18 protein-coding genes are annotated in these 22,413 nt (G+C 63.6%); 8 read left to right on the plus strand and 10 right to left on the minus strand.

Annotated features, from left to right (window positions below; genetic code table 11):
- Nucleotides 1-127: 127 nt before the first annotated feature.
- From glnG to glnA, 4 genes are all read right to left on the minus strand, one after another.
- Nucleotides 128-1,546, minus strand: a complete 1,419-nt coding sequence (gene glnG / locus H7R73_RS00695) for a nitrogen regulation protein NR(I) (RefSeq protein ID WP_103259328.1) — start codon at nucleotides 1,544-1,546, stop codon at nucleotides 128-130.
- 9 nt (nucleotides 1,547-1,555) lie between these two features.
- Complete coding sequence (glnL, locus tag H7R73_RS00700) at nucleotides 1,556-2,611, minus strand: nitrogen regulation protein NR(II) (protein ID WP_010672524.1); 1,056 nt, start codon at nucleotides 2,609-2,611, stop codon at nucleotides 1,556-1,558.
- 86 nt (nucleotides 2,612-2,697) lie between these two features.
- Nucleotides 2,698-3,267 carry a DUF4124 domain-containing protein gene (locus tag H7R73_RS00705; RefSeq protein ID WP_182951444.1) on the minus strand — a complete coding sequence of 190 codons (570 nt, stop codon included), beginning with the start codon at nucleotides 3,265-3,267 and terminating at the stop codon, nucleotides 2,698-2,700.
- A 191-nt stretch (nucleotides 3,268-3,458) separates the two neighbouring features.
- Nucleotides 3,459-4,868 carry a glutamate--ammonia ligase gene (gene glnA / locus H7R73_RS00710; protein ID WP_010672526.1) on the minus strand — a complete coding sequence of 470 codons (1,410 nt, stop codon included), beginning with the start codon at nucleotides 4,866-4,868 and terminating at the stop codon, nucleotides 3,459-3,461.
- A 350-nt stretch (nucleotides 4,869-5,218) separates the two neighbouring features.
- On the opposite strand from glnA, the gene typA reads away from it, so the two are divergent.
- The 3 genes from typA (at nucleotide 5,219) to dtd (ending at nucleotide 8,644) form a co-directional block, all read left to right on the plus strand.
- Entirely contained in the window at nucleotides 5,219-7,030 is a 1,812-nt protein-coding gene (typA, locus tag H7R73_RS00715; protein ID WP_039039512.1) for a translational GTPase TypA, read from the plus strand.
- A 177-nt stretch (nucleotides 7,031-7,207) separates the two neighbouring features.
- A complete protein-coding gene (locus H7R73_RS00720) occupies nucleotides 7,208-8,080 on the plus strand; it encodes a virulence factor BrkB family protein (protein WP_039039511.1) in 873 nt (290 codons plus the stop codon).
- A gap of 126 nt (nucleotides 8,081-8,206) precedes the next feature.
- Complete coding sequence (gene dtd, locus H7R73_RS00725) at nucleotides 8,207-8,644, plus strand: D-aminoacyl-tRNA deacylase (protein ID WP_039039510.1); 438 nt, start codon at nucleotides 8,207-8,209, stop codon at nucleotides 8,642-8,644.
- Between the two features lie 65 nt (nucleotides 8,645-8,709).
- Here the strand turns inward: dtd and H7R73_RS00730 are convergent, their stop codons facing one another.
- A complete protein-coding gene (locus H7R73_RS00730; protein ID WP_103259330.1) occupies nucleotides 8,710-9,390 on the minus strand; it encodes a methyltransferase domain-containing protein in 681 nt (226 codons plus the stop codon).
- A gap of 173 nt (nucleotides 9,391-9,563) precedes the next feature.
- On the opposite strand from H7R73_RS00730, the gene H7R73_RS00735 reads away from it, so the two are divergent.
- Nucleotides 9,564-10,472 carry a bifunctional GNAT family N-acetyltransferase/hotdog fold thioesterase gene (locus H7R73_RS00735; RefSeq protein ID WP_010672532.1) on the plus strand — a complete coding sequence of 303 codons (909 nt, stop codon included), beginning with the start codon at nucleotides 9,564-9,566 and terminating at the stop codon, nucleotides 10,470-10,472.
- A 46-nt stretch (nucleotides 10,473-10,518) separates the two neighbouring features.
- Here the strand turns inward: H7R73_RS00735 and H7R73_RS00740 are convergent, their stop codons facing one another.
- The 4 genes from H7R73_RS00740 to H7R73_RS00755 form a co-directional block, all read right to left on the minus strand.
- The gene (locus H7R73_RS00740; protein ID WP_103259332.1) at nucleotides 10,519-12,579 is read right to left on the minus strand and encodes an AsmA-like C-terminal region-containing protein; all 2,061 of its coding nucleotides are present in this window, start codon (nucleotides 12,577-12,579) and stop codon (nucleotides 10,519-10,521) included.
- Between the two features lie 254 nt (nucleotides 12,580-12,833).
- Complete coding sequence (recG, locus tag H7R73_RS00745; RefSeq protein ID WP_182951445.1) at nucleotides 12,834-14,903, minus strand: ATP-dependent DNA helicase RecG; 2,070 nt, start codon at nucleotides 14,901-14,903, stop codon at nucleotides 12,834-12,836.
- Nucleotides 14,904-15,079: 176 nt separating this feature from the next.
- Nucleotides 15,080-16,429, minus strand: coding sequence for a CDP-diacylglycerol--serine O-phosphatidyltransferase (pssA, locus tag H7R73_RS00750; RefSeq protein ID WP_041212167.1), 1,350 nt, complete (start codon nucleotides 16,427-16,429; stop codon nucleotides 15,080-15,082).
- Nucleotides 16,430-16,581: 152 nt separating this feature from the next.
- Nucleotides 16,582-17,943 carry a GntP family permease gene (locus H7R73_RS00755; RefSeq protein WP_223918078.1) on the minus strand — a complete coding sequence of 454 codons (1,362 nt, stop codon included), beginning with the start codon at nucleotides 17,941-17,943 and terminating at the stop codon, nucleotides 16,582-16,584.
- A 165-nt stretch (nucleotides 17,944-18,108) separates the two neighbouring features.
- Between H7R73_RS00755 and H7R73_RS00760 the strand changes: the two genes are divergently transcribed.
- The 4 genes from H7R73_RS00760 (at nucleotide 18,109) to H7R73_RS00775 (ending at nucleotide 21,957) form a co-directional block, all read left to right on the plus strand.
- Nucleotides 18,109-18,618, plus strand: a complete 510-nt coding sequence (locus H7R73_RS00760) for a gluconokinase (protein WP_039039504.1) — start codon at nucleotides 18,109-18,111, stop codon at nucleotides 18,616-18,618.
- Nucleotides 18,619-18,678: 60 nt separating this feature from the next.
- Nucleotides 18,679-20,475, plus strand: a complete 1,797-nt coding sequence (edd, locus tag H7R73_RS00765) for a phosphogluconate dehydratase (protein ID WP_182951446.1) — start codon at nucleotides 18,679-18,681, stop codon at nucleotides 20,473-20,475.
- Nucleotides 20,476-20,484: 9 nt separating this feature from the next.
- Nucleotides 20,485-21,126: a bifunctional 4-hydroxy-2-oxoglutarate aldolase/2-dehydro-3-deoxy-phosphogluconate aldolase gene (locus H7R73_RS00770; RefSeq protein WP_039039502.1), complete on the plus strand. Its 642-nt coding sequence runs from the start codon at nucleotides 20,485-20,487 to the stop codon at nucleotides 21,124-21,126.
- Between the two features lie 138 nt (nucleotides 21,127-21,264).
- Nucleotides 21,265-21,957, plus strand: coding sequence for a helix-turn-helix domain-containing protein (locus tag H7R73_RS00775; RefSeq protein ID WP_103259335.1), 693 nt, complete (start codon nucleotides 21,265-21,267; stop codon nucleotides 21,955-21,957).
- Between the two features lie 55 nt (nucleotides 21,958-22,012).
- Here the strand turns inward: H7R73_RS00775 and H7R73_RS00780 are convergent, their stop codons facing one another.
- A complete protein-coding gene (locus H7R73_RS00780) occupies nucleotides 22,013-22,402 on the minus strand; it encodes a nuclear transport factor 2 family protein (RefSeq protein ID WP_041214080.1) in 390 nt (129 codons plus the stop codon).
- Nucleotides 22,403-22,413 lie beyond the last annotated feature (11 nt).

Here is a 22,413-nt window from a genome sequence, read left to right on the forward strand (position 1 = left end):
GAGTCGGGTTGGAAAGCCTGCCATTCTAGGCGGGGCGCCTGAAAAAGATACCCCGTTTGCAAGTAAACGGGGTGTGATTGGTCAGGCTTTCCCTCAAGGCGTGATGGGAATCGTTTTTCCCGCAGGCTCAGGGAATGTCGAGCTCCTTGAGCTTGCGAGTCAGGGTATTGCGGCCCCAGCCGAGCAGGCGGGCAGCCTCCTGCTTGTGACCGTGGGTGTGATCCAGTGCCGTCTCCAGCATGATCCGTTCGAACTGGGGCATGGCATCCGCCAGGATATCGGTCTCCCCCAGGGCCAGCTTGGCGGCCACCCAGTCCTGCAACTGCTGCTGCCAGCCACCGGTCAGGGCGGGCTGGCCCGGCTCGGCGGTGCTGGTGATGGGAGTCAGCAGCTCGGTGGGCAGATCGCCTACCAGCACCTCCTGGCCCGAGGCCATCACCGTCAGCCAGCGGCAGACGTTCTCCAGCTGGCGCACGTTGCCCGGCCAGGGCAGGTGGCTGATGTAGGCCTGGGTATCCGGGTGCAGGCTCTTGGCCTCCACGTTCAGCTCCTTGGCGGCTCGCAGCAGGAAGTGCTGGGCCAGCTGGGGGATGTCCTCCCGGCGCTCCTTGAGGGCCGGAATATGGATGCGGATGACGTTGAGGCGGTGGAACAGGTCTTCCCGAAACTCGCCGTCGGCGACCCGCTTCTCCAGATTCTGGTGGGTGGCGGCAATGATCCGCACATCCACCTGCACCGGTTGGTGGCCGCCAACCCGGTAGAACTGCCCGTCCGCCAGTACCCGCAGCAACCGGGTCTGCACGTCCAGCGGCATGTCGCCTATTTCGTCGAGAAACAGGGTGCCGCCATCGGCCTGTTCGAATCGGCCGTGACGAATGTTGTTGGCGCCGGTGAAGGCTCCCTTCTCATGACCGAACAGCTCGGATTCGATGAGATCTTTCGGGATGGCCGCCATGTTGAGGGCGATGAAGTTCTTGTGGGCCCGGGGGCTGTGCTTGTGCAGGGCATGGGCAACCAGCTCCTTGCCGGTACCGCTCTGGCCGTTGATGAGCACCGAGATGCTGGAGCGCGACAGCCGGCCGATGGCGCGGAACACCTCCTGCATGGCAGGGGCTTCGCCGATGATCTCCGGGGTGGTGGTGGCTTCCTGCTGGCGAGCCTTGCGCTTGGTACGTTGCTCCTTGAGGTGGTTCTCGGCCCGGCGTACCAGGGTGACCGCCTCGTCGATGTCGAACGGCTTGGGCAGGTATTCGAAGGCACCGCGCTGGTAGGCGTTGACCGCGCTGTCGAGGTCCGAGTGGGCCGTCATGATGATGATGGGCAGATCCGCCTGGCGGCGATGGATCTGCTCCAGCAGGCTCAGGCCGTCGATGCCCGGCATGCGGATATCCGAGAGGATCACGTCCGGTGAGCGCATCTCCAGTGAACTCAGCAGGGCTTCGCCGTCGGCGAAACTTTCGCATTCGAAGCCTTCGCTGCCAAGGGTGCGCTCCAGAACCCACCGGATGGAGCTGTCGTCATCGACGATCCACACTTTTGCTGTCATGAGGTTCCCTTACTTGCGAAGTGGTAGATAAATGGTGAATTCGGTGTGGCCCGGCCAGCTGATGCAGTCGATGCGCCCCTTGTGCTGATCGATCAGGTTCTGGGCGATGGAGAGGCCCAGGCCCGTTCCCCCTTCCTTGCCGGTGATCATGGGGTAGAAGAGGGTGTCGCGGATGGCGTCGGGAATGCCGGGGCCGTTGTCGATGATCTTGATTTCGGCCGCCAGGCGATAGCGCTGGCCATGGATGGTGATCTGGAAGGCGGTGCGCGTCTTGATGCGGATGAGGCCGTCCTGATCCCCAAGGGCCTCGGCGGCGTTGCGCACTATGTTCAGGAACGCCTGTTGCAGCTGGTCCGATTCCATCTCGAATTCGGGGATGCTGGGGTCGTAGTCCCGTTCGATGCGGATCTGCGGCGGCAGCTCCAGGTCCACCAGACGGCGCACCTGCTCCAGCACGGAGTGAACGTTGTGCATCTGGTGACGGCCGGGACGCTGGGGACCGAGCAACCTGTCGACCAGCACCCGCAGGCGATCGGCCTGCTCGATGATGATGCCGGTGTATTCACGCAAGGCCGGGTCGGGCAACTCCTTTTGCAGCAGTTGGGCCGCGCCGCGCAATCCCCCCAGGGGGTTCTTGATCTCGTGCGCCAGGCCGCGCACCAGCTCCTTGGCGGCCTGCTGCTGGGCGTGTTGCTGCAGCTCCTGGCTGATCTTCTTCTGCTGATCGATCTTGCGCAGTTCTACCACCATCAGTCGCTGTTCATGATCGGCCATGGGGCTGACGCTGATCTCTACCAGCCTGGGCTCCCCCTCCACCACCAGGGTGACTTCGCTGTCGGTGAAGCCCTGCCCCGAAATGAGGCACTGTTTGAAACGCTGCAGATCGAGAGAGATGTGCTCCAGCAGGTGGGGCAGTTCGATGCCGATCAGTCGTCGTTCGCTGAGGGAAAGCAGCTGCTCTGCCGCCGGGTTGACGAATTGAATGCAGAGACGTTCATCCATGAGAATGACGGCGGTCAGCAGATTGTCCAAGAGTGTCTTGGCGTTGTCCGAGCGGGTTGGCACAGGTTTCTCCCTAAAACGGTGCTGTACACCTAGAATGCACCAATATAGTGCATCAAGTTTACCCGCATCGGTGCGTCACATCACCCCTAATTGGCCTTGGGGGCAGCTCTGGGAGCCTGATTCACCGACGCCCTGTGCAGGTAAAAGGTGGTTGGCTTAGATTTAGCAAGGATCGTACCGTCTTTGGCGAGCAACTCGAGCCGTGCCTCGTAAGCGCCCCTATCGAGGTTTTCCACCCGTATGGCCAGGCTGTTGTGAACCAGGGGCACCGCCTTGCCGTTCAGGATCAGGCGCACATCGTATTGCACCGGGACCTGGGGAGAGATCTCGCCCTGGAAGACGATGTTGCCGGTATTGTCGCGCAATGTGCTGCCCGGTTCCGGAGAGATGAGGTCGATCTCCAGGGGAGCCGCTTCCAGGGCTTTCCTGGCATCGACACCGGTCAGGCTGTTGAAGTTGTCCACCTGGACCGAGTGGGGGGCGGTGCCGATGAGCGGCGAGACCCGCAGGTCCACCTCTTTTGCGCTCTTGCCGGGAGGGGGGGCATCGGTGTAGTGGGTCACCCCCTGGGGATCGACCCAGGAGTAGACGCGGGCGGCCTGTGCGGAACAGGAGGCCATCAGCAGGAGGCTCAGCAGCCAGGCTACAGTGTTCATCCATCTCTCCTTGACGGGGTTCACCTTAATCCTATCAGAGAAAAACCACGGGGTCGGGGTGTGAACAGCCGAGAGTGGTACGGCTCCGTGAACGGGAGCATCTTTCTGCATGATCGTGCCCGTTCGGCGGTATTTCCGTTGCCAGAATGAAAAAAACCCGCCAGATGGCGGGTTTATCATGGGAAAGCGGATTAGACGGAGTAGTACAGCTCGAACTCCAGCGGGTGCGGAGTCATGCGCACGCGGTCAACATCCTGCTGTTTCAGTTCCAGGTAGGAGTTGATGAAGTCATCGCTGAACACACCACCACGGGTCAGGAACTCACGGTCTGCATCCAGTGCGGACAGCGCTTCGTCCAGGGAACCGGCAACGGTCGGCACTTCAGCGGCTTCTTCCGGCGGCAGATCGTACAGGTTCTTGTCCATGGCATCGCCCGGATGGATCTTGTTGATGATGCCGTCCAGACCGGCCATCAGCTGGGCAGCGAAGGCCAGGTACGGGTTGGCAGCCGGATCCGGGAAGCGTACTTCGATGCGGCGGGCTTTCGGGCTCGGCACGACCGGGATACGGATGGAGGCAGAACGGTTGCGGGCGGAGTAGGCCAGCATGACCGGTGCTTCATAGCCCGGCACCAGACGCTTGTAGGAGTTGGTGGTCGGGTTGGCGAAGGCGTTGATGGCCTTGGCGTGCTTGATGATGCCGCCGATGTAGTGCAGTGCCATCTCGGACAGACCACCGTACAGGTCGCCTGCGAACAGGTTGACGCCGTCTTTGGCCAGGGACTGGTGGCAGTGCATGCCGGAGCCGTTGTCACCGAACATGGGTTTCGGCATGAAGGTGACGGTCTTGTTGTAGGCGTGGGCCACGTTGTGGATCACGTACTTCAGGACCTGTACTTCGTCAGCCTTCAGGGTGAGGGTGTTGAAGCGGGTTGCGATCTCGTTCTGACCGGCGGTCGCCACTTCGTGGTGGTGAGCTTCGACGACCTGGCCCATCTCTTCCAGCACCAGGCACATGGCGGCACGGATGTCCTGGGAGGAGTCAACCGGGGCAACCGGGAAGTAACCACCCTTGACGAACGGACGGTGACCCTTGTTGCCGTGCTCGTAGTCGGTACCGGAGTTCCAGGCAGCTTCTTCGGATTCGATCTTCACGAAGCTGTGGCCCATGGTGTTGGAGAAGGTGATGTTGTCGAACATGAAGAATTCCGGCTCCGGCCCGAACAGCACGGTGTCAGCGATGCCGCTGGACTTCAGGAAATCTTCGGCACGCTTGGCGATGGAGCGCGGATCGCGGTCATAGCCTTGCATGGTGGCGGGTTCAAGCACGTCACAGACGATGTTCAGAGTGGTCTCTTCGGTGAACGGGTCCAGTTTGGCGGAAGCCGGGTCCGGCATCAGCACCATGTCAGACTCGTTGATGCCCTTCCAGCCGCCGATGGAGGAACCATCGAACATCTTGCCGTCTTCGAAGAAGTCTTCGTCAACCTGGTGGGAAGGGATGGATACGTGCTGCTCTTTACCCTTGGTGTCGGTAAAACGCAGATCAACAAACTTGACTTCGTGTTCCTGGATCAGGGCCAAAACGTTCTGGGCTGACATGCTAAGTAACCTCCGGTGTTAAAACTCTTTGGGTGAATGCGTCGTCACATTCACATAAGCCAGTATCGTGCCAAGTTTGTGACAGCTTGATTTCAGGGCACTTGCACCGTTTCAGGCTGTCGAGAAACCCGTTCTCATGCCGGTTGCTGCATTAAAGTGGTGCAACCTTGGATCGTTTTGGTGCACCGAGATGGTGCGCCAGCGTATCCAGGCCATCTAAGCAGCCTTTTGCCGCGGGGTCCATGATCCTGATCCTTTGTTGTGTGTGAATGTGTTGCAATTCTGCTAGGCAGATCACAAAGGCGAGAGTACAATTAGCGCCCAATTTTACCCGGTGATTTGAGGCGAGAATGTTAGAGAATTTACGCAATATTGCGATTATTGCGCACGTTGACCACGGCAAAACGACTCTGGTTGATAAGCTGCTGCAGCAATCCGGCACTCTGGATCGCACCAGCGAAGGTCAGGAACGGATCATGGACTCCAATGATCTGGAACGGGAACGTGGCATCACCATTCTCGCCAAGAACACTGCGATCCGCTGGAACGACTATCGCATCAACATCGTGGATACCCCGGGTCACGCCGACTTCGGTGGTGAAGTTGAGCGCGTGCTCTCCATGGTTGACTCCGTGCTGCTGCTGGTCGACGCCGTTGACGGCCCGATGCCGCAGACTCGTTTCGTGACCCAGAAGGCGTTCGCCCAGGGTCTGAAGCCCATCGTGGTCATCAACAAGATCGACCGTCCGGGTGCTCGTCCTGACTGGGTAATGGATCAGGTCTTCGATCTGTTCGACAACCTGGGTGCCACCGATGAGCAACTGGACTTCAAGGTTGTTTACGCCTCTGCACTGAACGGTTGGGCCACCCTGGATCAGGACGTCCCGTCCGAGAACATGGAACCCCTGTTCCAGGCCATCGTCGACAACGTGGAAGCCCCGAAGGGCGACGTTGACGGTGCCTTCCAGATGCAGATCTCCCAGCTGGACTACAACTCCTACGTGGGCGTCATCGGTATCGGCCGCATCACTCGTGGTCGCGTCAAGACCAACCAGCAGGTCACCATCGTCGGTGCCAACGGCAAACCGCGTACCGGCAAGGTCGGTCAGGTGCTGGGCTACCTGGGCCTGTCCCGTACCGAAGTGACCGACGCGCAAGCGGGCGACATCATCGCCATCACCGGTCTGGGCGAGCTGAAGATCTCCGACACCATCTGTGACAACAGTGCCGTCGAAGCCCTGCCGCCGCTCTCCGTGGACGAGCCGACCGTGAACATGACCTTCCAGGTCAACACCTCGCCGTTCGCCGGTAAAGAAGGCAAGTTCGTCACCTCCCGCAACATTCTGGAGCGTCTGAACCAGGAACTGGTCCACAACGTGGCCCTGCGCGTGGAAGAGACCGAAGATCCGGACAAGTTCCGCGTCTCCGGCCGTGGTGAACTGCACCTCTCCATCCTGATCGAAAACATGCGTCGCGAAGGTTACGAACTGGCGGTGTCCCGTCCGGAAGTTATCCTGCGTACCGTGGATGGCGAACTGCAAGAACCGTTCGAAACCGTCACTGTGGACGTGGAAGAAGCGCATCAGGGTTCCGTGATGGAGCAGCTCGGCCTGCGTAAAGGCGAGATGACCAACATGACCCCGGATGGCAAGGGTCGCGTCCGTCTGGACTTCATCATCCCGAGCCGTGGCCTGATCGGCTTCCAGACCGAGTTCCTGACCATGACCTCTGGTACCGGTCTGCTGTACCACACCTTCGACCACTACGGTCCGCACAAGGGTGGCAGCATCGGTGAGCGTCAGAACGGCGTGCTGATCTCCAACGCCACCGGCAAGGCCCTGACCTTCGCCCTGTTCGGTCTGCAAGATCGTGGTCGTCTGTTCATCGGTCACGCGACCGAAGTGTACGAAGGCCAGGTGATCGGGATCCACTCCCGTTCCAACGACCTGACCGTCAACTGCCTGAAAGGCAAGCAGCTGACCAACATGCGTGCCTCCGGTACCGACGAAGCCCAGGTGCTGACTCCGCCGATCCGCATGACCCTGGAGCAGGCTCTCGAGTTCATCGACAACGATGAGCTGGTGGAGATCACCCCCAAGGCCATCCGTATCCGTAAAAAGCTGCTGACCGAACTGGATCGCAAGCGCGCCGGTCGTGCTTGATCGATAGCTGTTCATCGACAGACCAAAGAGAGGCCTTAAGGCCTCTTTTTTTATGGGCTCGACATGAGGGCGCATGGTGCCTGAGCTCGATGGAGGCGCATCCGGCCGGTCTGCGGGTGGCCAAATGACCACCCTATCTGACACAATGTCTGCATGATCACGCTTACGAGAAACAAGATGCAGCAGCAGATCCGCGGCCGTCTGGCCCATGCACTCTCCTTCTTGCGCCACGATGGTGCCCACTTCGCCCAGTTTGTCTGGGGCCGCTTCCAGCAGGACAGATTGACGGTGACCGCCGGTTACCTGGCCTATGTCACCCTGCTCTCCCTGGTGCCCATGATCGCCGTGGTGTTCGGCATGATGTCGGCCTTTCCGGTGTTCCAGAGCCTGAAGCAGGCGATGGAGCAGTTCGTCTATCACAACTTCGTCCCCACCGCCGGCGAGATGCTCAAGGAGTACATCGACGGCTTCGTGGCCAACGCCACCAACACCACGGCCGTCGGTATCGGTGCCCTGATCGTGGTGGCCCTGATGCTCATCTCGGCCATCGACAAGAATCTCAACTACATCTGGCGGTCCACCCGAAGCCGGCCCTTGGCCCAGGCATTCGCCATGTACTGGATGATCCTGACCCTGGGCCCCGTGCTCATCGGTGCCAGCATCGCCATCTCCTCCTACATTCTCTCGCTCAGGTTGTTCGCGGCTGACAGCCTGTTCGGTATCGGCTATCTGCTGCTGCGCAGCCTGCCGTTCCTCTTCTCCGTGCTCACCTTCCTGCTGATCTATACCGTGGTGCCCAACTGCCGCGTGCGGCTGACCCACGCCTTCATCGGAGCCCTGGTGGCGGCCACCCTGTTCGAGCTGGCCAAGCGCGGCTTTGCCATCTATATCACCAACTTCCCCTCCTACCAGGCCATCTATGGCGCCCTGGCGACCATTCCCATCCTGTTCGTCTGGGTGTATCTGAGCTGGCTGGTGGTGTTGCTGGGGGCCGAGACCACCGCCTGCCTCGGGGAGTACGAGAAGCCCGGTGCAGAGGAGCTGGCCTGACGCCGGCCGGCCATCACACCGGATCCCGCCACAAAGGCGTTGGCCCGGGCAGGGCATTTATTGGTAGCATCGACGACCGCTCATCCCGCAGGATGGGCGGTCGTGCTGTTTTGAGAGGAGAGGGATGTGATTGCACTGATTCAGCGGGTCAGCGAGGCCAGCGTAACGGTAGAGGGAGAGGTGACCGGGGCCATCGGCCAGGGGTTGCTGGTGCTGCTCGGGGTGGAGCAGGGGGATGACGAGGCCAAGGCGGACAAGCTGCTGCACAAGGTGAGCGGTTATCGCATCTTCTCGGACGAGAACGGCAAGATGAACCTCAACGTGAGCCAGGTGGGTGGCAGCCTGCTGGTGGTCTCCCAGTTCACCCTGGCGGCGGATACCGGCAAGGGGATGAGACCCAGCTTCTCCGGTGGCGCCCATCCCGCAGATGCAGAGCGACTCTATGAGTACTTCGTGGCTCGCGCCAGGGAGAGCGGCGTGCCGACCGAAACCGGCCGCTTCGCCGCCGACATGAAGGTCAGGCTGCTCAACGATGGCCCCGTCACCTTCTGGCTGCAGGTATAAGGGTGGCAGGCAGGGCAGGACTCAGCGGAGGGCAGGACGCGATGCCTGCACACTTCGCAGGTTCTTCACCCTGCCGGTGCTCGCCCGCCCTGGCCATGCTGACGGGTCGCGTGCAGGATGACGTTGCGGTAGCCGGGCACGTCGTGGACGTGGGTCGGGCCTATCCACTCCTCTGCCAGTCGCAGAGCCTGTGCCTGTTCGAGCCGGGTGCGGGGCAGCAGATTGATGATGAGGGTGCCGCTCAGGCGTTTAGCCAGCGCCTGATAGAGCGGAGCCTGGAAGAGCAGCAGGGGGTTGCCGTCCTGGCTGAACAAATCCAGCAGCACCAGATCGTAGCTCTCCTGGCTCTGGTGCAGGAAGTGCAGCGCATCGGCGTGATGCAGCCGAGGCGAGCCCCCTGATGAGGGGAGAAAGAATTGCTGGAACAGGGTGAGGATCTCGGCATCCAGATCCACGCAGTCGTGGTGGGCATCGGGCCAGCGTGCCGCCAGGTGACGGGTGAGATCCCCTCCGCCCAGCCCCAGCTCCAGGATCCTGCTTGCCTGCTTTGGCAACTGCTCCGCGATGCTCCGTTGATGAGGCAGACAGAGGCGGGCCGGTTGGTGGAGGCTCATGGCGGATTGCACCACGCCGTCCATTTCCAGCCAGCGATGACGGGCATTTTCAAGCACCGAAACGCGGCGTTCGGGTTTGGCGCTGAGGTGCAATAAGTGATCGGCTTGGTACGCTTGCAGATTGAAGTCCATGAATTTGCACGGCAAGATGGCTTTCGACCAGTGTAACTCAAGGATGTTGTTATGTACCGGGTGGTCCCCCCCCAAACGGCAGCCGAGCTGGATACCTACTACAGGCTGCGCCGGGAGAAATGGTTGCGTCAGTCCTTCCATCTGCCAGTCGGCGCACACTCAAGGATCGCTTTATGTACCGGGTAGTCACCCCAGAAACACCAGCGGAGCTGGATGCTTACTATCAGTTGCGCTGGGAACTACTGCGCAAACCCTTCAATCTGCCCCTTGGCTCCGAGCGTGACGAGTACGATACCGTCGCCATTCACCGGCTGATGCTCTCACCCGACGGAACGCCCATCGCCGTGGGTCGCCTCTTTGTGGGCGGCGATGAAGCCCAGATCCGCTTTATGGCGCTGCGACCCGAATTTCGCGGCCAGGGGCTGGGCGCCCGCATGGTGGAGGATCTCGAGCAGCTTGCCCGCGACGAGAAGGTGAAACGGCTGGTGATGAACGCCCGCCAGGAGGCGGTGGAGTTCTATCGCCGCTGCGGCTTCCTCGAGGTAGGGGAAGGCCCCGTCTCCTTCGGCCGCATCCCTCACCGCCAGATGATCAAGTCCCTGAGTCCCATGCAGACCATCCAGTACCGTCCGGAGTGGTGCCAGGATCTCACCACCCGCTGGTCGCGGGGCATTCCCATCAGCGAGAAGATGGGGGTGCACATCACCCACTACGATGGCCAGACCTTCCACCTCAAGGCCAACCTGGCGGCCAATCTGAACGTCCACGACACCATGTTCGCCGGCAGCATTTACAGCCAGTGCGTGCTGGCGGGCTGGGGTCTCATCTGGTTGCAGCTCAAGGAGGCAGGGCTGGGAGGCGATACCGTGCTGGCCGAGGGCAACATCAAGTATTACCGGCCGGTGAGCGAAGAGCCGGAGGCGCGGGTGGCCCGGGAGGGCATGCCCGCCGTGCTCGAGCCGCTGAGGGGCGGAGAATCCGCCAAATTCAGCCTGCGGGTGCAGCTGTTCAGCGGCCGCAAGCTGGCGGTGGAGTTTGTCGGTCAGTACGTGGTGCTGCCCATCAAGCGCGGCGCACGCTGATCCCTGATGTTCACAGCAACAAGGCCTCTTCGCGAGGCCTTGTTCGTTATTGGGCGGCGGGTGGCCGTGGGCGCCAGAGCGGGCCGCTTCGTCCCTGGGCGGGGTAGCGCACACCCGCCTCCCAGCCACAGGCGTCCTGTCCCGTGGGGACACTCCAGCCCAGGTCGGGCGCATTGAGGGGGCCGCGCCAGCGGGCGAGCAGCTCGGCGCAGCGCCCCTTGTTCAGGACCCCGAGGTCGAGCTGCCACTGGTCTGCGGCCAGGTCGACACCCCCTTGCAGTGCCAGCAGGTGGGTGATGGTGGAGGCGCCGCCTTGCTCGATCCGCACCTTGCCCTGCTCCGCCCTGGCATCCAGCCTGATCTGATAGAAGGGGGTGTCTCCGCGTTGCATCGCCTGCCACAGCGTCTGCGGTGTCAGATCGGGGGGGGTCTGCTCCCTGAACCAGTCATCCAGCAGGGGGTCGATGCCGACCTTGTCCCAGAAGGGATCCTTGCTCTCCAGGCTCAGGCTGCCCTGAAGGGTCCGGCGCCAGTTGGCCGTCTGCTCGCCGGGCTGCCCGTTGAGGTCGGCCTGCAGATCTGCCGCCAGATCCACCTTGCCCGCGAAGGAGACGGGGGAGTGCAGCAACTTGCCCCACTGCTCCAGATCCAGCTGCTTGCCCTGCAACTGCAGGCGGCTCTCCTGCCCGGGCGTCCTGCCCCACTGGCCGCTCAGGTTGAGGGAGCCCTCGTCGGGCAGGGAGGTGACGAGGGTGTTGAGCTGCCAGGAGCTGGGGGTCAGCTCGCCATCCAGGGTGCCGTTGCGGGCACTGAGACCGTCCCACACCAGCTCGAACCACTTGCTCTCGATGCGGGCACGTCCCAGCAGGGGGCCTGGCTGGTTGCCCCGCAGGGCGAGATCGTTCAGGTAGAGTTGCCAGCCGGTCAGGGAGAGGGGCAGGGTGTCGTCGAAAGAGAGCACCTTGAGCTTGTCGAAGGCCAGTTTGCGGATGTCGATCTGTTGCGGGCGCCAGCCCTGCCAATCCTGCCACCACCCCTGGGGCAAACTGATATCCATGCCGCTCAGGGCCAGATCCTTCAGGGTGAGCTTCTGCTGCTGGGTGTCGAGGGCCAGCTCGACGCTGAACTCCCCTTCGTATGCCTTGCCCCGCAGCTCGGCATCCAGCTGCCGGGGGGAGAAGGCGAGCTTGCCCTCGACGGCCTCAAGCTGGAACAGGCCGCGGCCCATGTCGCCCAGGGTGCCCGCCAGATAGCCGCTGGGCTGGCTGCCCGCCTGCCAGTCGAAGGCGGTGAGCTGGCCGTTGAAGTTGTTGAGGGAGAGCTCCTGATCGATGGCATTGATGCTCACCTGGGCAAGCTGACCCCTGTCCAGGGTGATGCGGCGCAGGGGGAACTCGCCAGGGGGGATGTCACCAAGCTCGAGGCGCATGGCGCGGGCCTTGAGATCGTGCAGTTGCAGGCTGCGCTCTGGCCAGTTCAGCACCATGCCGGTCTCGAGCAGGCCGTCGAACAGGTTGGTGGTCAGTCTGTCGGTGCTGAGCACCTGCCCCTCCAGCCGCCCCTTGAGGCTGAGACGGGCCAGGGTGAACATGGGGGTCTCCAGCTGGTTGATGCCCAGGGTGAGGTTGGCCTGGGGCTGGCGTCTCGGGTCGATCAGTTCCCAGTCACTCAGGGACGCACTGAGGCCGCGCAGGGTCAGGGCCTCGCTCTGCAGGTTCAGGTTGTCGATGGTGCTGTCGCTGATGGTGAGGGAGTGAACCGGCAGGCTTGGCAACTGGTTGGGGAGCGGCAGCTTGATGACGGGACGGATGAGGTCCAGGTGGGCGATGCGCACATCCCGGTTCAACCAGTCGATGTGCTCGATCTCCAGATAGAGTTTTTCCAGCTGTACCGCATCCCCATAGCGCACCTGTTCCGCCAGCAGGGTGTAGGGGTGCAGCGGATTGAACACCAGCCGGCCTATGGTGACGGGCACCCCGGTCTGCTGGCTGAGCCAGTTGGCGATGGGGCCTTTGGCGCGCTCGGCATCGAACAGGCCGAGACCGACCCAGACAAAGAGCAGCAGGAAGGCAAAGGTGTAGAGCAGGCCGCGGAGCCAGGAATTCATCAGTGCTTTCCTCCTGTTTCTGTTGCTTGGTCAGGCATTCGAGTAGTGATCCCGTAGACCGAGCCAGCATCGTATCAAGGGTTCGACATGGCTCGGGTGTTTATCCATCAGGCAAGGTGACCCTCTTCTGCATCTGCCTTGGTCAAGCATTGGAATAGTGGTCCCGCAGGCCCAGCCAGCGCCGGATCAGGGGCTCGACATGAGCCGGGTGTTTGTCCATCAGGCAAGGTGACCCTCTTCTGCATCTGCCTTGGTCAAGCATTGGAGTAGTGGTCTCGCAGGCCCAGCCAGCGGCGGATCAGGGGCTCGACATGCGCCGGGTGTTTGTCCATCAGGAAGCGCGCCATCTTCTGCACCTGAGGGATGAGCGGCTGGTCGCGCACCAGATCGGCGATCTTGAGATCGGCCAGGCCGGTCTGGCGGGTACCGAGCAGCTCGCCTGGGCCACGCAGTTCCAGATCTCGCTGGGCGATGAGAAAGCCGTCATTGGTCTCCCGCAGTACCCCGAGGCGGCTCTGGGCGGTCTTGGACAAGGGGGCATGATAGAGCAGCACGCAGTGGGAGGCCACCGACCCCCGCCCGACCCGGCCGCGCAGCTGGTGCAACTGGGCCAGCCCCAGCCGCTCCGGGTTTTCGATGATCATCAGGCTGGCATTGGGCACATCCACCCCCACCTCGATGACGGTGGTGGCGACCAGCAGTTGCAGTATGCCCGCCTTGAACTCCTCCATCACCCGCTGTTTCTCGAGGGGGCGCATCCGGCCGTGTACCAGGCCGATGTGCAGGCCGGGCAGCAGGGTTTGCAGCTCGGCGGCGGTGTCTTCGGCGGCCTGGCACTCCAGCACCTCCGACTCCTCGATCAGGGTGCAGACCCAGTAGGCCTGCTTGCCCTCCTCGCAGGCGAGCCTCACCCGCTCGATCACATCCTGGCGGCGACTGTCCGGCAGGGCGACCGTGGTAATGGGAGTGCGGCCCGGCGGCAGTTCGTCGATGACCGAGGTGTCGAGGTCCGCATAGGCGGTCATCGCCAGGGTGCGGGGGATGGGGGTGGCGGTCATGATGAGCTGATGGGGATGTACCCCTTCCCGCTCTCCTTTTTCTCGCAGGGCGAGGCGCTGATGCACCCCGAACCTGTGCTGTTCATCGATGATGACCAGGGCGAGGCGCTGGAATACCACCTGCTCCTGGAAGATGGCGTGGGTGCCCACCACCATCTTGACACTGCCGTCCGCGATGGCGGCCAGCGCCTCTTCCCGCGCCTTGCCCTTCTGCTTGCCCGCCAGCCAGCCCACCTTGATGCCGAGCGGCTCCAGCCACCTGGCGAAGTTGATGGCGTGCTGTTCGGCCAGCAGCTCGGTCGGGGCCATCAGCCCCACCTGGCAGCCGTTGCCGATGGCCTGCAGGGCGGCCAGCGCCGCGACCAGCGTTTTACCTGAGCCCACGTCCCCCTGCACCAGCCGCATCATGGGGTGGCTCTGTTGCAGATCCCTGGCTATCTCCGCCACCACCCGGCTCTGGGCGCCGGTGGGGGTGAACGGCAGGGCGCCGAGCAGCTGTTCGACCAGCTTGGGTGCGGGTTTGAGGGCGCGGGCGAGCTGGTTCTGAGCCTGGGCGCGTACCTTCAAGACCGAGAGGTTGTGGGCCAGCAGCTCTTCCAGTACCAGCCGCTGCTGTGCCGGGTGCTGGCCGCTCTCGAGCAGGGCCAGCGCCACCGAGGGAGGCGGGCGGTGCAGCAGCTTCAGGGCCGCGGCCAGATCGATCTGCTGGGGATAGAGGCCGGCAGGCAGCAGCTCCTCGACCCCGTAGAGGTCGAGCTGGGCCAGGGCCTGATCCGTGAGGCTGCGCAGGGTGAGCTGGCGCAGCCCCTCTGTGGTGGGGTAGACGGGGGTGAGGGCCTCTTCGGTCTGGCCGGCCTGCTCCTCGCCGAGCAGCTTGTACTCGGGGTGGGCCATCTCCAGGCCGTACTTGCCGGGACGGGTCTCGCCGAAGCAGCGGATAAGGCGGCCCTGGGCCAGGCTGTTTTTCTGGGCAGCGGTGAAATTGAAGAAGCGCAGGGTCAGGCTGCCGGTGCCGTCGCTGATACGGCACACCAGCATGCGGCGGCGCCCCATCACCAGCTGGGTGTCCTGGATCTCGCCCTCGACGGCACCGTGCAGGCCGGGCGGCAGATCGCCGATGGGCCACACCTGGGTGCGGTCCTCGTAGCGCAGGGGGAGGTGGAACAGCAGATCCTGCACCGTGGCCAGCCCCAGCCGCTCGAGTTTCTCCAGCATCTTGCTGCCGACACCCTTGAGGCTATCGAGAGAGATTTTATCCAATTTCATCAATTAGATGCCCGAAAACACTGTAAATATGTCCAGATGATAGGGGTTGTTGCGGCCTCGATGCAAGCCGCGTTGTGCCGTTCCGGGCTGGTGGGCAAGGGAGTGGGGGGAGGGTCATCCATGAAAAAGGCCTGCCGGAAACGGCAGGCCTTTTCACTGACGGGGCGCCCTGGCGGTCAGATGATGCGCTTGAGCAGGAGGTGAGCCTTGACCCTGTGGATCCGGGCCAGCAGCTTGCGCACCTGATCCGGGTAATCCTTGATCTGCTCTATCTGGTCGAAGTGACTGATGCGGCGGGTGTGGGCCAGGATGTTCTCCCGCTCCGCACTGAACTGCTCGCGCAGGTGATGGTGCTGGTCGTGTACCAGCAGGCCGTTCTCCAGATCCAGCGCCCAGGCTCGGGGATTGAGGTTGTTGCCGGTGAGCAGGGCCCACTCCTCATCCACGAAGATCCCCTTGAGGTGATAGGAGTTCTTCTCGCAGCACCAGAGCATCAGGTTGAGCCGGCCGTTGTCGATGTGGTGCTGGTTGCGCTCGGCAAACTTGCGCAGGTTGGTCTCGTAGAGATAGGGCAGACCGCCGATGGTGGAGAACTTCTCCTCCGGGGGGATGAAGAAGTCGTTGGCGGTCTTGTCGCCCACGACGATGGTCACCTTGCAGCCGCGTTTGAGCAGTGCCTCCACGTCCTTGTTCAACTCCTTGGGGGGGTTGAAGTAGGGGGTGCAGATGAAGATCTCCCGCTCGGTGGCCCGCACCAGGTTGCGGATCATCCGGTTGAGCTGGTTGCCCCGCTTGCCTAGGCCCACCATGGGGGTCACGGCGATCTCCCGATCGTTGGGCTGGATGCTCTCGAAGCGGTACTGGCAGAGGCGCAGACGCTGCTTGAAGCGGCGGATCGGTCCCTTGAGCTGCTTGGCGCCGGGGATGCCGGTGCGATCCAGCCGCTGGACGGCCTCGCTGCCGAGGAAGACGTCATCCACGTAGTTGACCATGCTGCGGGTCAGTGCCGGGCTGTGGATCTGGTGATAGCGATCGAAGCGGTAGCGCTCCTGCTGGTGCAGGTAGATGTCGTTGAGGCTGGCGCCGGAGTAAAGCAGGGTGTCGTCGAAGATGAAGCCCTTGAGGTGCAGCACCCCGAGCAGCTCGCGGCCCTTGACCGGCACGCCGTAGATCTCGATCTGGTGTTGGTGGCTGGCGGCCATGGCCTGGTACATCAGGTGGTTGCCCCCCTGCTTGCCCTTGCCGATCAGGCCGCGCTGGGCGCGGTGGAAGTCGACGAACACCTTGATGTCGAGAGAGGGATTGCGCTGCTTGGCGGCATAGAGGGCGGAGAGGATCTCCCGTCCCGCCTCGTCATCCTGCAGATAGAGCGCGATCAGATAGATGCGCTGTGTCGCATGGGCGATGAGCGACAGGATCCGGCTCTTGAAGTCTTTGGCGCTGCTGAGTATCTGGAACTGATCCGCGGCAACCGCGATCTGGGGTAAGCGGGTCAGCAACTGTCGATAATGTGCCGATGAATGCATAGAGAAGCCTGAAATCACGGGATGAAGCGTTCCACTCGGGGCGAAGAATAGGCAATTCTAGCAATCTGTGGCGATGGGCCCAAGCAAGAATCCGTAAAAAGTCGGTGCAATATCACATCGGAGCCGACGGATGCGGCCCCGATGTGTTTCCGTCAGAGGATGGCGCTGGCCGTGGCCACGATGAGGAAGGCGATGGTGCCGAGCAGGGTCTCCATCACGGTCCAGGTCTTGAGGGTGGTCTTCTCGTCCATGTTGAGGAAGCGACTGACCAGCCAGAAGCCGGAGTCATTGAAGTGGGAGAGCACGGTGGCGCCCCCGGCGATGGCGATGACGATGAAGGTCAGGTCCAGCTCGCTCAGGCCGGTGGTGGCGGCCACGGTCGGCGCCATCAGGGCGGCGGTGGTGGTCAGGGCCACGGTGGCGGAACCCTGGGCAACCCGCAGCGCGGCGGACACCAGGAAGGCTGCGAGGATCACCGGCATGCCGGTATCGGAGAGCACGTCGGCCAGCGCGGTGCCGATGCCGCTCGCCCGCAATACGCCGCCGAACATGCCGCCGGCACCGGTGACCAGGATGACGGCGCAGACCGGGGCCAGGGCGTCGTTGCAGAACTTCTCGAGCTGCACCTTGCCCTGGCTCTGGCGGAACATCCAGAGGGCGTACAGCACAGTGATGAGCAGGGCGACCGGGGTCTTGCCGACCATGCGCAGCACGTTGACCCAGTCCGCACCCTTGTCGATGACGCCCATGACGCTCAGGGTATTGAGGCCGGTATCCATGAAGATGAGCACCAGCGGCAGCAGCAGGATGGAGATCACCTGGCCGAAGCTCGGCGCCTTGTCGGAGAGCTGCTCGGCACTGGCAGTGAAGCTCGGGGGCAGGGGCAGCTCAAACTTCTTGCCGGACCAGAGCCCGAACAGGTAAGCACCCAGATACCAGGTGGGCAGCGCGACCAGCAGGCCCACGATGGTGAGCAGACCGATGTTGGCACCCAGCAGCTCGCTGGCGGCCACCGGGCCCGGGTGGGGCGGCAGGAAGGCGTGCATCACCGCAAAGGCACCGGCGGAGGGCAGGGCATACTTGAGGACGGAGCCGCCGAACTGCTTCGCCACGCTGAAGATGATGGGCAGCATGACGATGAGGCCGGCGTCGAAGAAGATCGGGAAGCCGAACAGCAGGGAGGCCACACCCAGCGCGAAGGGGGCGCGGTGGGAGCCGAAGCGGTTGATCAGGGTATCGGCCAGTACCTTGGCGCCCCCCGTCATCTCCAGGATCCTGCCTATCATGGCGCCGAGGCCGACCAGCAGCGCGACCGAGGCCAGGGTGCCGCCGAAACCGGTCAGCATGGTGGGGATCACCTGGTCATAGGTGACCCCGGTGGCCAGGGCCGTCAGCATGCTGACCAGGGTCAATGCCACGAAGGCATGTACCTTGAATCGCATGATCAGCACCAGCAACATGACAATGGCTCCGCCCGCTACCGAGAGCAGATAGGCGACATCGGGTGTGTTCATTGCTCCGTCCATAAAATTGTCCTCAAATGGTTCTAGTTGTTGTTCTGCACATTTCTGTGCTGCACTTCACATTGCGAAACGTTACCGGTAACATGTTACCGGTAACGTGGTAGCTTAGAACCCATCAGGCGAACGTTTTTTGAAAAGTGAGAGAGAGGTCAAATAATGGCGGGCAAGTGCATTATCGTGATGGGTGTGTGTGGCAGCGGCAAGTCCAGCATCGGCCTCAAGGTGGCCAATGCCCTGGGGGCCAAGTTCATCGACGGCGATGATCTGCACCCTCGCGCGAACATCCAGAAGATGGCGGCGGGCAACCCGCTCAACGACGAAGACAGGGCCCCCTGGCTGGAGCGGATCCGCGATGCGGCCTACAGCCTGGAGCGCAAGAACGAGCTCGGCGTCATCGTCTGCTCGGCCCTCAAGAAGCAGTACCGCGACCAGATCCGCGAGGGTAACGACTCGGTGAGTTTCCTGTTTCTGGATGGCAGCCAGTCCCTCATTCTCGAACGGATGCGGGCACGGCAGGGCCACTTCATGCGCGAAGCCATGGTACAAAGCCAGTTTGATACCCTGGAGCGACCGGATGGCGAGCCCGGCGTGTTTCGCATCGATATCGACGGGACCTTCGAACAGGTGGTCGACCGTGCCGTCACCGCGCTGACGCAGGCGCAATGAGCCATGTCGCGCGCCCGGCTGCGGCCGACCGCGCCCGTATATAGAGTTGGAGAGAAAGCTATGACCCATCCCGTGATCACCCAGGTGACCAACCGCATCCGCGAGCGCAGCACCGCCCGCCGTGCCCGCTTCCTGGCCCGCATCCAGCGCCAGGCCGATCAGGGCAAGACCCGCGCCTCCCTCTCCTGCGGCAACCTGGCCCACGCCGTGGCCGCCTCGAGCTGTGACGAGAAGGGGCGGATCCTCGACATGACCCGCGCCAACGTGGCCATCGTCACCGCCTACAACGACATGCTGAGTGCCCATCAGCCCTATCAGGGCTACCCGGACATCATCAAGGGCGCCCTGGCGGAGATCGGCCACAGCGCCCAGGTCGCCGGCGGCGTGCCCGCCATGTGCGACGGCGTGACCCAGGGCCAGCCGGGGATGGACATGTCCCTCTTCTCCCGGGATCTCATCGCCCAGGCCACCGCGGTCTCCCTCTCCCACAACACCTTCGACGCCACCCTGCTGCTCGGCATCTGCGACAAGATTGCCCCGGGCCAGATCATGGGGGCGCTTTCCCACGCCCACCTGCCCACCGCCTTCGTGCCTGCCGGCCCCATGGCGAGCGGCATCAGCAACGACGAGAAGGTAAAGGTGCGCCAGCAGTACGCTGCCGGTGAAGTGGGCCGTGACGCCCTGCTCAAGATGGAGTGCGGCGCCTACCACGCGGCGGGCACCTGCACCTTCTACGGCACCGCCAACACCAACCAGCTGGTGTTCGAAGCCATGGGCCTGATGCTGCCGGGCTCCGCCTTCGTGCATCCGCACAGCGAGCTGCGCCACGCCCTCACCGAGGAAGCGGCCCGCCGCATCAGCGCCATGATCCCGGGCTCCCCGGCCTATCGCCCCCTGAGTGCGGTGATCGACGAGCGCGCCCTGGTCAACGGCCTGGTGGCCCTGCTCGCCTCCGGCGGCAGCACCAACCACAGCATTCACATGGTGGCGCTGGCCCGCGCCGCCGGGCTGGAGCTGACCTGGGACGACCTGAGCGATCTCTCCGACGTGGTGCCGCTCCTGGTGCGCATGTACCCGAACGGCCCGGCGGACGTCAACGCCTTCGAACAGGCGGGGGGCGTGCCCGGCCTGATGCGTCGTCTGGCCGAAGAGGGGCTGATCCACATGGATGCCACCCCGGTCTTCGGCGAGATGCAGGACTACCTCAGCCGTCCGGCACTGGTGGATGGCAAGCTGGTGTGGCAACCGGTGGGCGAGAGCGCGGATCCGAGCGTGCTCTCCCCCTCTGGCAGCGAGTTCCAGGCCACCGGCGGCACCAAGCTGCTGGCGGGCAACCTGGGCCGCGCCGTGGTCAAGGTTTCCGCCGTGGCTCCCGAATATCGGGTGATTGAAGCTCCGGCCCGGGTCTTCTCTTCCCAGCATGCGGTGGAGGCGGCCTACAAGGCCGGTGAGTTGAACCAGGACGCCGTCATCGTGGTGCGCCACAACGGCCCGGCCGCCAACGGCATGCCGGAGCTGCACAAGCTGATGCCGGTGCTTGGCAACCTGCAGAAGGCGGGTCACAAGGTGGCCCTGGTCACCGACGGTCGCCTCTCCGGCGCCTCCGGCAAGATCCCGGCCGCCATCCACGTCACCCCGGAAGCGCTGCACGGCGGGGCCATCGGCCTGCTCGCCGATGGCGACCTGCTGCGGGTGGATGCCGAGTCTGGCCGCCTCGACTGCCTGACCGATTTGAGCGGCCGTACCCAGGCCGAGATCGACCTCACCCTGGAACAAGAGGGGTGGGGCCGTGAACTGTTCAGCGTGATGCGTCGCGCGGTATCGAGCGCCGAGTGCGGCGCCACCATCTTTGACTAAGGAAGAGCTATGCAGAACTGGAAAGTGACCCCTGCCGAGGTGTTTGCCGCCTCCCCCCTGGTACCCGTGATGGTCATCAACGACCTGGAGCAGGCCCTGCCGATGGCCAAGGCCCTGCTGGATGGCGGCATCTCGGTGTTCGAGATCACCCTGCGCACCCCGGTGGCGCTGGACGCTATCGCCCTCATCGCCAAGGCGATGCCGGATGCCATGGTCGGTGCCGGTACCGTGCTCAACTGCGCGCAGTTTGATGCCGCCGTCGCTGCCGGTGCCCGCTTCGTCATCTCCCCGGGCATGACCCCGGCCCTGCTGGCCCACGCGGCCAAGAGCACGGCGCCGCTGATCCCGGGCGTGGCCACCCCGTCCGAGGTGATGCAGGCGCTGGAAGCGGGCTACGACCACCTCAAATTCTTCCCGGCCGAGGCGAACGGCGGCACCAAGGCACTCTCCGCCATCGCGGCGCCCCTGCCCCAGGTGAAATTCTGCCCCACCGGCGGCATCGGCCCGAAAAACGTGGCCGACTACCTGGCGCTGAAATGTGTGGCCACCGTCGGCGGCTCCTGGATGCTGCCGGCAGACGCCGTCAAGAGCGGCAACTGGGAGGAGGTGACCCGCCTCTCCCGGGAAGCGGTTGAATTGGTTAAACGCTAAGCAAATATCGTTTAGAAAAATTAAACAGGCCACCCCCGGGTGGCCTGCTGTTTTTCCGCCCCCGGAGGGGGTGGGCCGTTTGCTTCCGGCCTCGCCCTGGCTTAAGGTCGGGGGCCGCCCCTCTCCCCTGGAGCCTTCATGTCCTGTCTGCATCCATCCTACCCGCAAGGGCACTTCACCGCGCTGCACTGCCACCCCCATGCCCAATACTGCTATCTGCACGACGGGGGCGGCATCATCACGGGGCGAGGGGAGGGAGAACTGCTGGTGGCGGGCCAGATCTGCTTTATTCCGGCGGGGTGGGAGCACGAGTTTCGCGTGCTGCGCCGCTCCCGGCTCTCCCTCCTCTATGTGCCGACGTCGGCCCGCACCGCCTTCGGCCCCTTGCAGGCCAGCCCGCTGCTGGCGGGCCTCTTCGCCCGCCTGCCCGAGCTGGCCGAGGAGGAGGTGAAGGGAGCCTATCTGACGGTGCTTGGCCAGGAGCTGGAGCGCGCCGACCCGCTCGCGGCGCGCATTCCCCTCACCGGTGAGCTGGACCCGCGCCTGCTGCGGGTGCTGGACAAGGTGTGCCAGGCACCCGCCATCCATCTGACGCTGACGGCGCTGGCGGCAGATTGCGGCGCCTCGGTGCGCACCCTCAACCGGCTCTTCCTCCAGCAGCTGGGGTGCAGCTTTCGCCAGTGGCGGGAGCAGGTGGTGCTGGGACGGGCGCGCCAGTTGCAGCACCGGGGGCTCACGCTGGCCCAGATCGCCGATCGGCTCGGCTACGAGGATCCCGGCGCCTTGTCCCGCGCCCTCCAGCGCCTTGCCCGGCGCGAACCGGCGGCCTGAGGGCCCGTCGTCTGCCTTCCTGCCCGCCATGGCGGTGTCTGCGGGTTGCCGGCAGTCAGCGCCGCGAGCCGATATCCGCATCCTCCTTGCTGCCTGCCAGCAGACAGGTCACCTCGTCGGTATGGCAGATCCGATCGCCGCGAAAGGTGAAGAGGCCGCTCACCTTGCAGACCAGGGTGCCGCCGTCCTGGCGGGTGGCCCGTACCACATGGGTCGAGTGCACCCGCTCCCCCTGCGCCAGGGTGGCGACAAACTCGATGCTCGCCCCGGCCAGATGGCGGCGCAGTGTGGCGATGTGCTGGTGAAACGCCGGGTAGTCGAGCCGCTCGCCGTTCACCTCCTGGCAGTAGTCGGGGGTGAACCAGGCGTCGAGCTCCGCCAGGGGGAAGGCGGGATCACAGATGACGCGCTGCAGGCAGGCTTTCAATCGTTCGGTGTGGTGCATGGTCTGCTCCT

The sequence above is a fragment of the Aeromonas sp. WP2-W18-CRE-05 genome, from assembly GCF_014168615.1.
Classification (GTDB): domain Bacteria; phylum Pseudomonadota; class Gammaproteobacteria; order Enterobacterales; family Aeromonadaceae; genus Aeromonas; species Aeromonas caviae.

Excerpts from the sequence above, each read along its gene's own strand:
- glnG (WP_103259328.1), bottom strand. The coding sequence starts at position 1,546 with ATGACAGCAAAAGTGTGGATCGTCGATGACGACAGCTCCATCCGGTGG.
- H7R73_RS00705 (WP_182951444.1), bottom strand. The coding sequence starts at position 3,267 with ATGAACACTGTAGCCTGGCTGCTGAGCCTCCTGCTGATGGCCTCCTGT.
- glnA (WP_010672526.1), bottom strand. The coding sequence starts at position 4,868 with ATGTCAGCCCAGAACGTTTTGGCCCTGATCCAGGAACACGAAGTCAAG.
- typA (WP_039039512.1), top strand. The coding sequence starts at position 5,219 with ATGTTAGAGAATTTACGCAATATTGCGATTATTGCGCACGTTGACCAC.
- H7R73_RS00720 (WP_039039511.1), top strand. The coding sequence starts at position 7,208 with ATGCAGCAGCAGATCCGCGGCCGTCTGGCCCATGCACTCTCCTTCTTG.
- H7R73_RS00730 (WP_103259330.1), bottom strand. The coding sequence starts at position 9,390 with ATGGACTTCAATCTGCAAGCGTACCAAGCCGATCACTTATTGCACCTC.
- H7R73_RS00735 (WP_010672532.1), top strand. The coding sequence starts at position 9,564 with ATGTACCGGGTAGTCACCCCAGAAACACCAGCGGAGCTGGATGCTTAC.
- H7R73_RS00740 (WP_103259332.1), bottom strand. The coding sequence starts at position 12,579 with ATGAATTCCTGGCTCCGCGGCCTGCTCTACACCTTTGCCTTCCTGCTG.
- recG (WP_182951445.1), bottom strand. The coding sequence starts at position 14,903 with ATGAAATTGGATAAAATCTCTCTCGATAGCCTCAAGGGTGTCGGCAGC.
- pssA (WP_041212167.1), bottom strand. The coding sequence starts at position 16,429 with ATGCATTCATCGGCACATTATCGACAGTTGCTGACCCGCTTACCCCAG.
- H7R73_RS00755 (WP_223918078.1), bottom strand. The coding sequence starts at position 17,943 with ATGAACACACCCGATGTCGCCTATCTGCTCTCGGTAGCGGGCGGAGCC.
- H7R73_RS00760 (WP_039039504.1), top strand. The coding sequence starts at position 18,109 with ATGGCGGGCAAGTGCATTATCGTGATGGGTGTGTGTGGCAGCGGCAAG.
- edd (WP_182951446.1), top strand. The coding sequence starts at position 18,679 with ATGACCCATCCCGTGATCACCCAGGTGACCAACCGCATCCGCGAGCGC.
- H7R73_RS00770 (WP_039039502.1), top strand. The coding sequence starts at position 20,485 with ATGCAGAACTGGAAAGTGACCCCTGCCGAGGTGTTTGCCGCCTCCCCC.
- H7R73_RS00775 (WP_103259335.1), top strand. The coding sequence starts at position 21,265 with ATGTCCTGTCTGCATCCATCCTACCCGCAAGGGCACTTCACCGCGCTG.
- H7R73_RS00780 (WP_041214080.1), bottom strand. The coding sequence starts at position 22,402 with ATGCACCACACCGAACGATTGAAAGCCTGCCTGCAGCGCGTCATCTGT.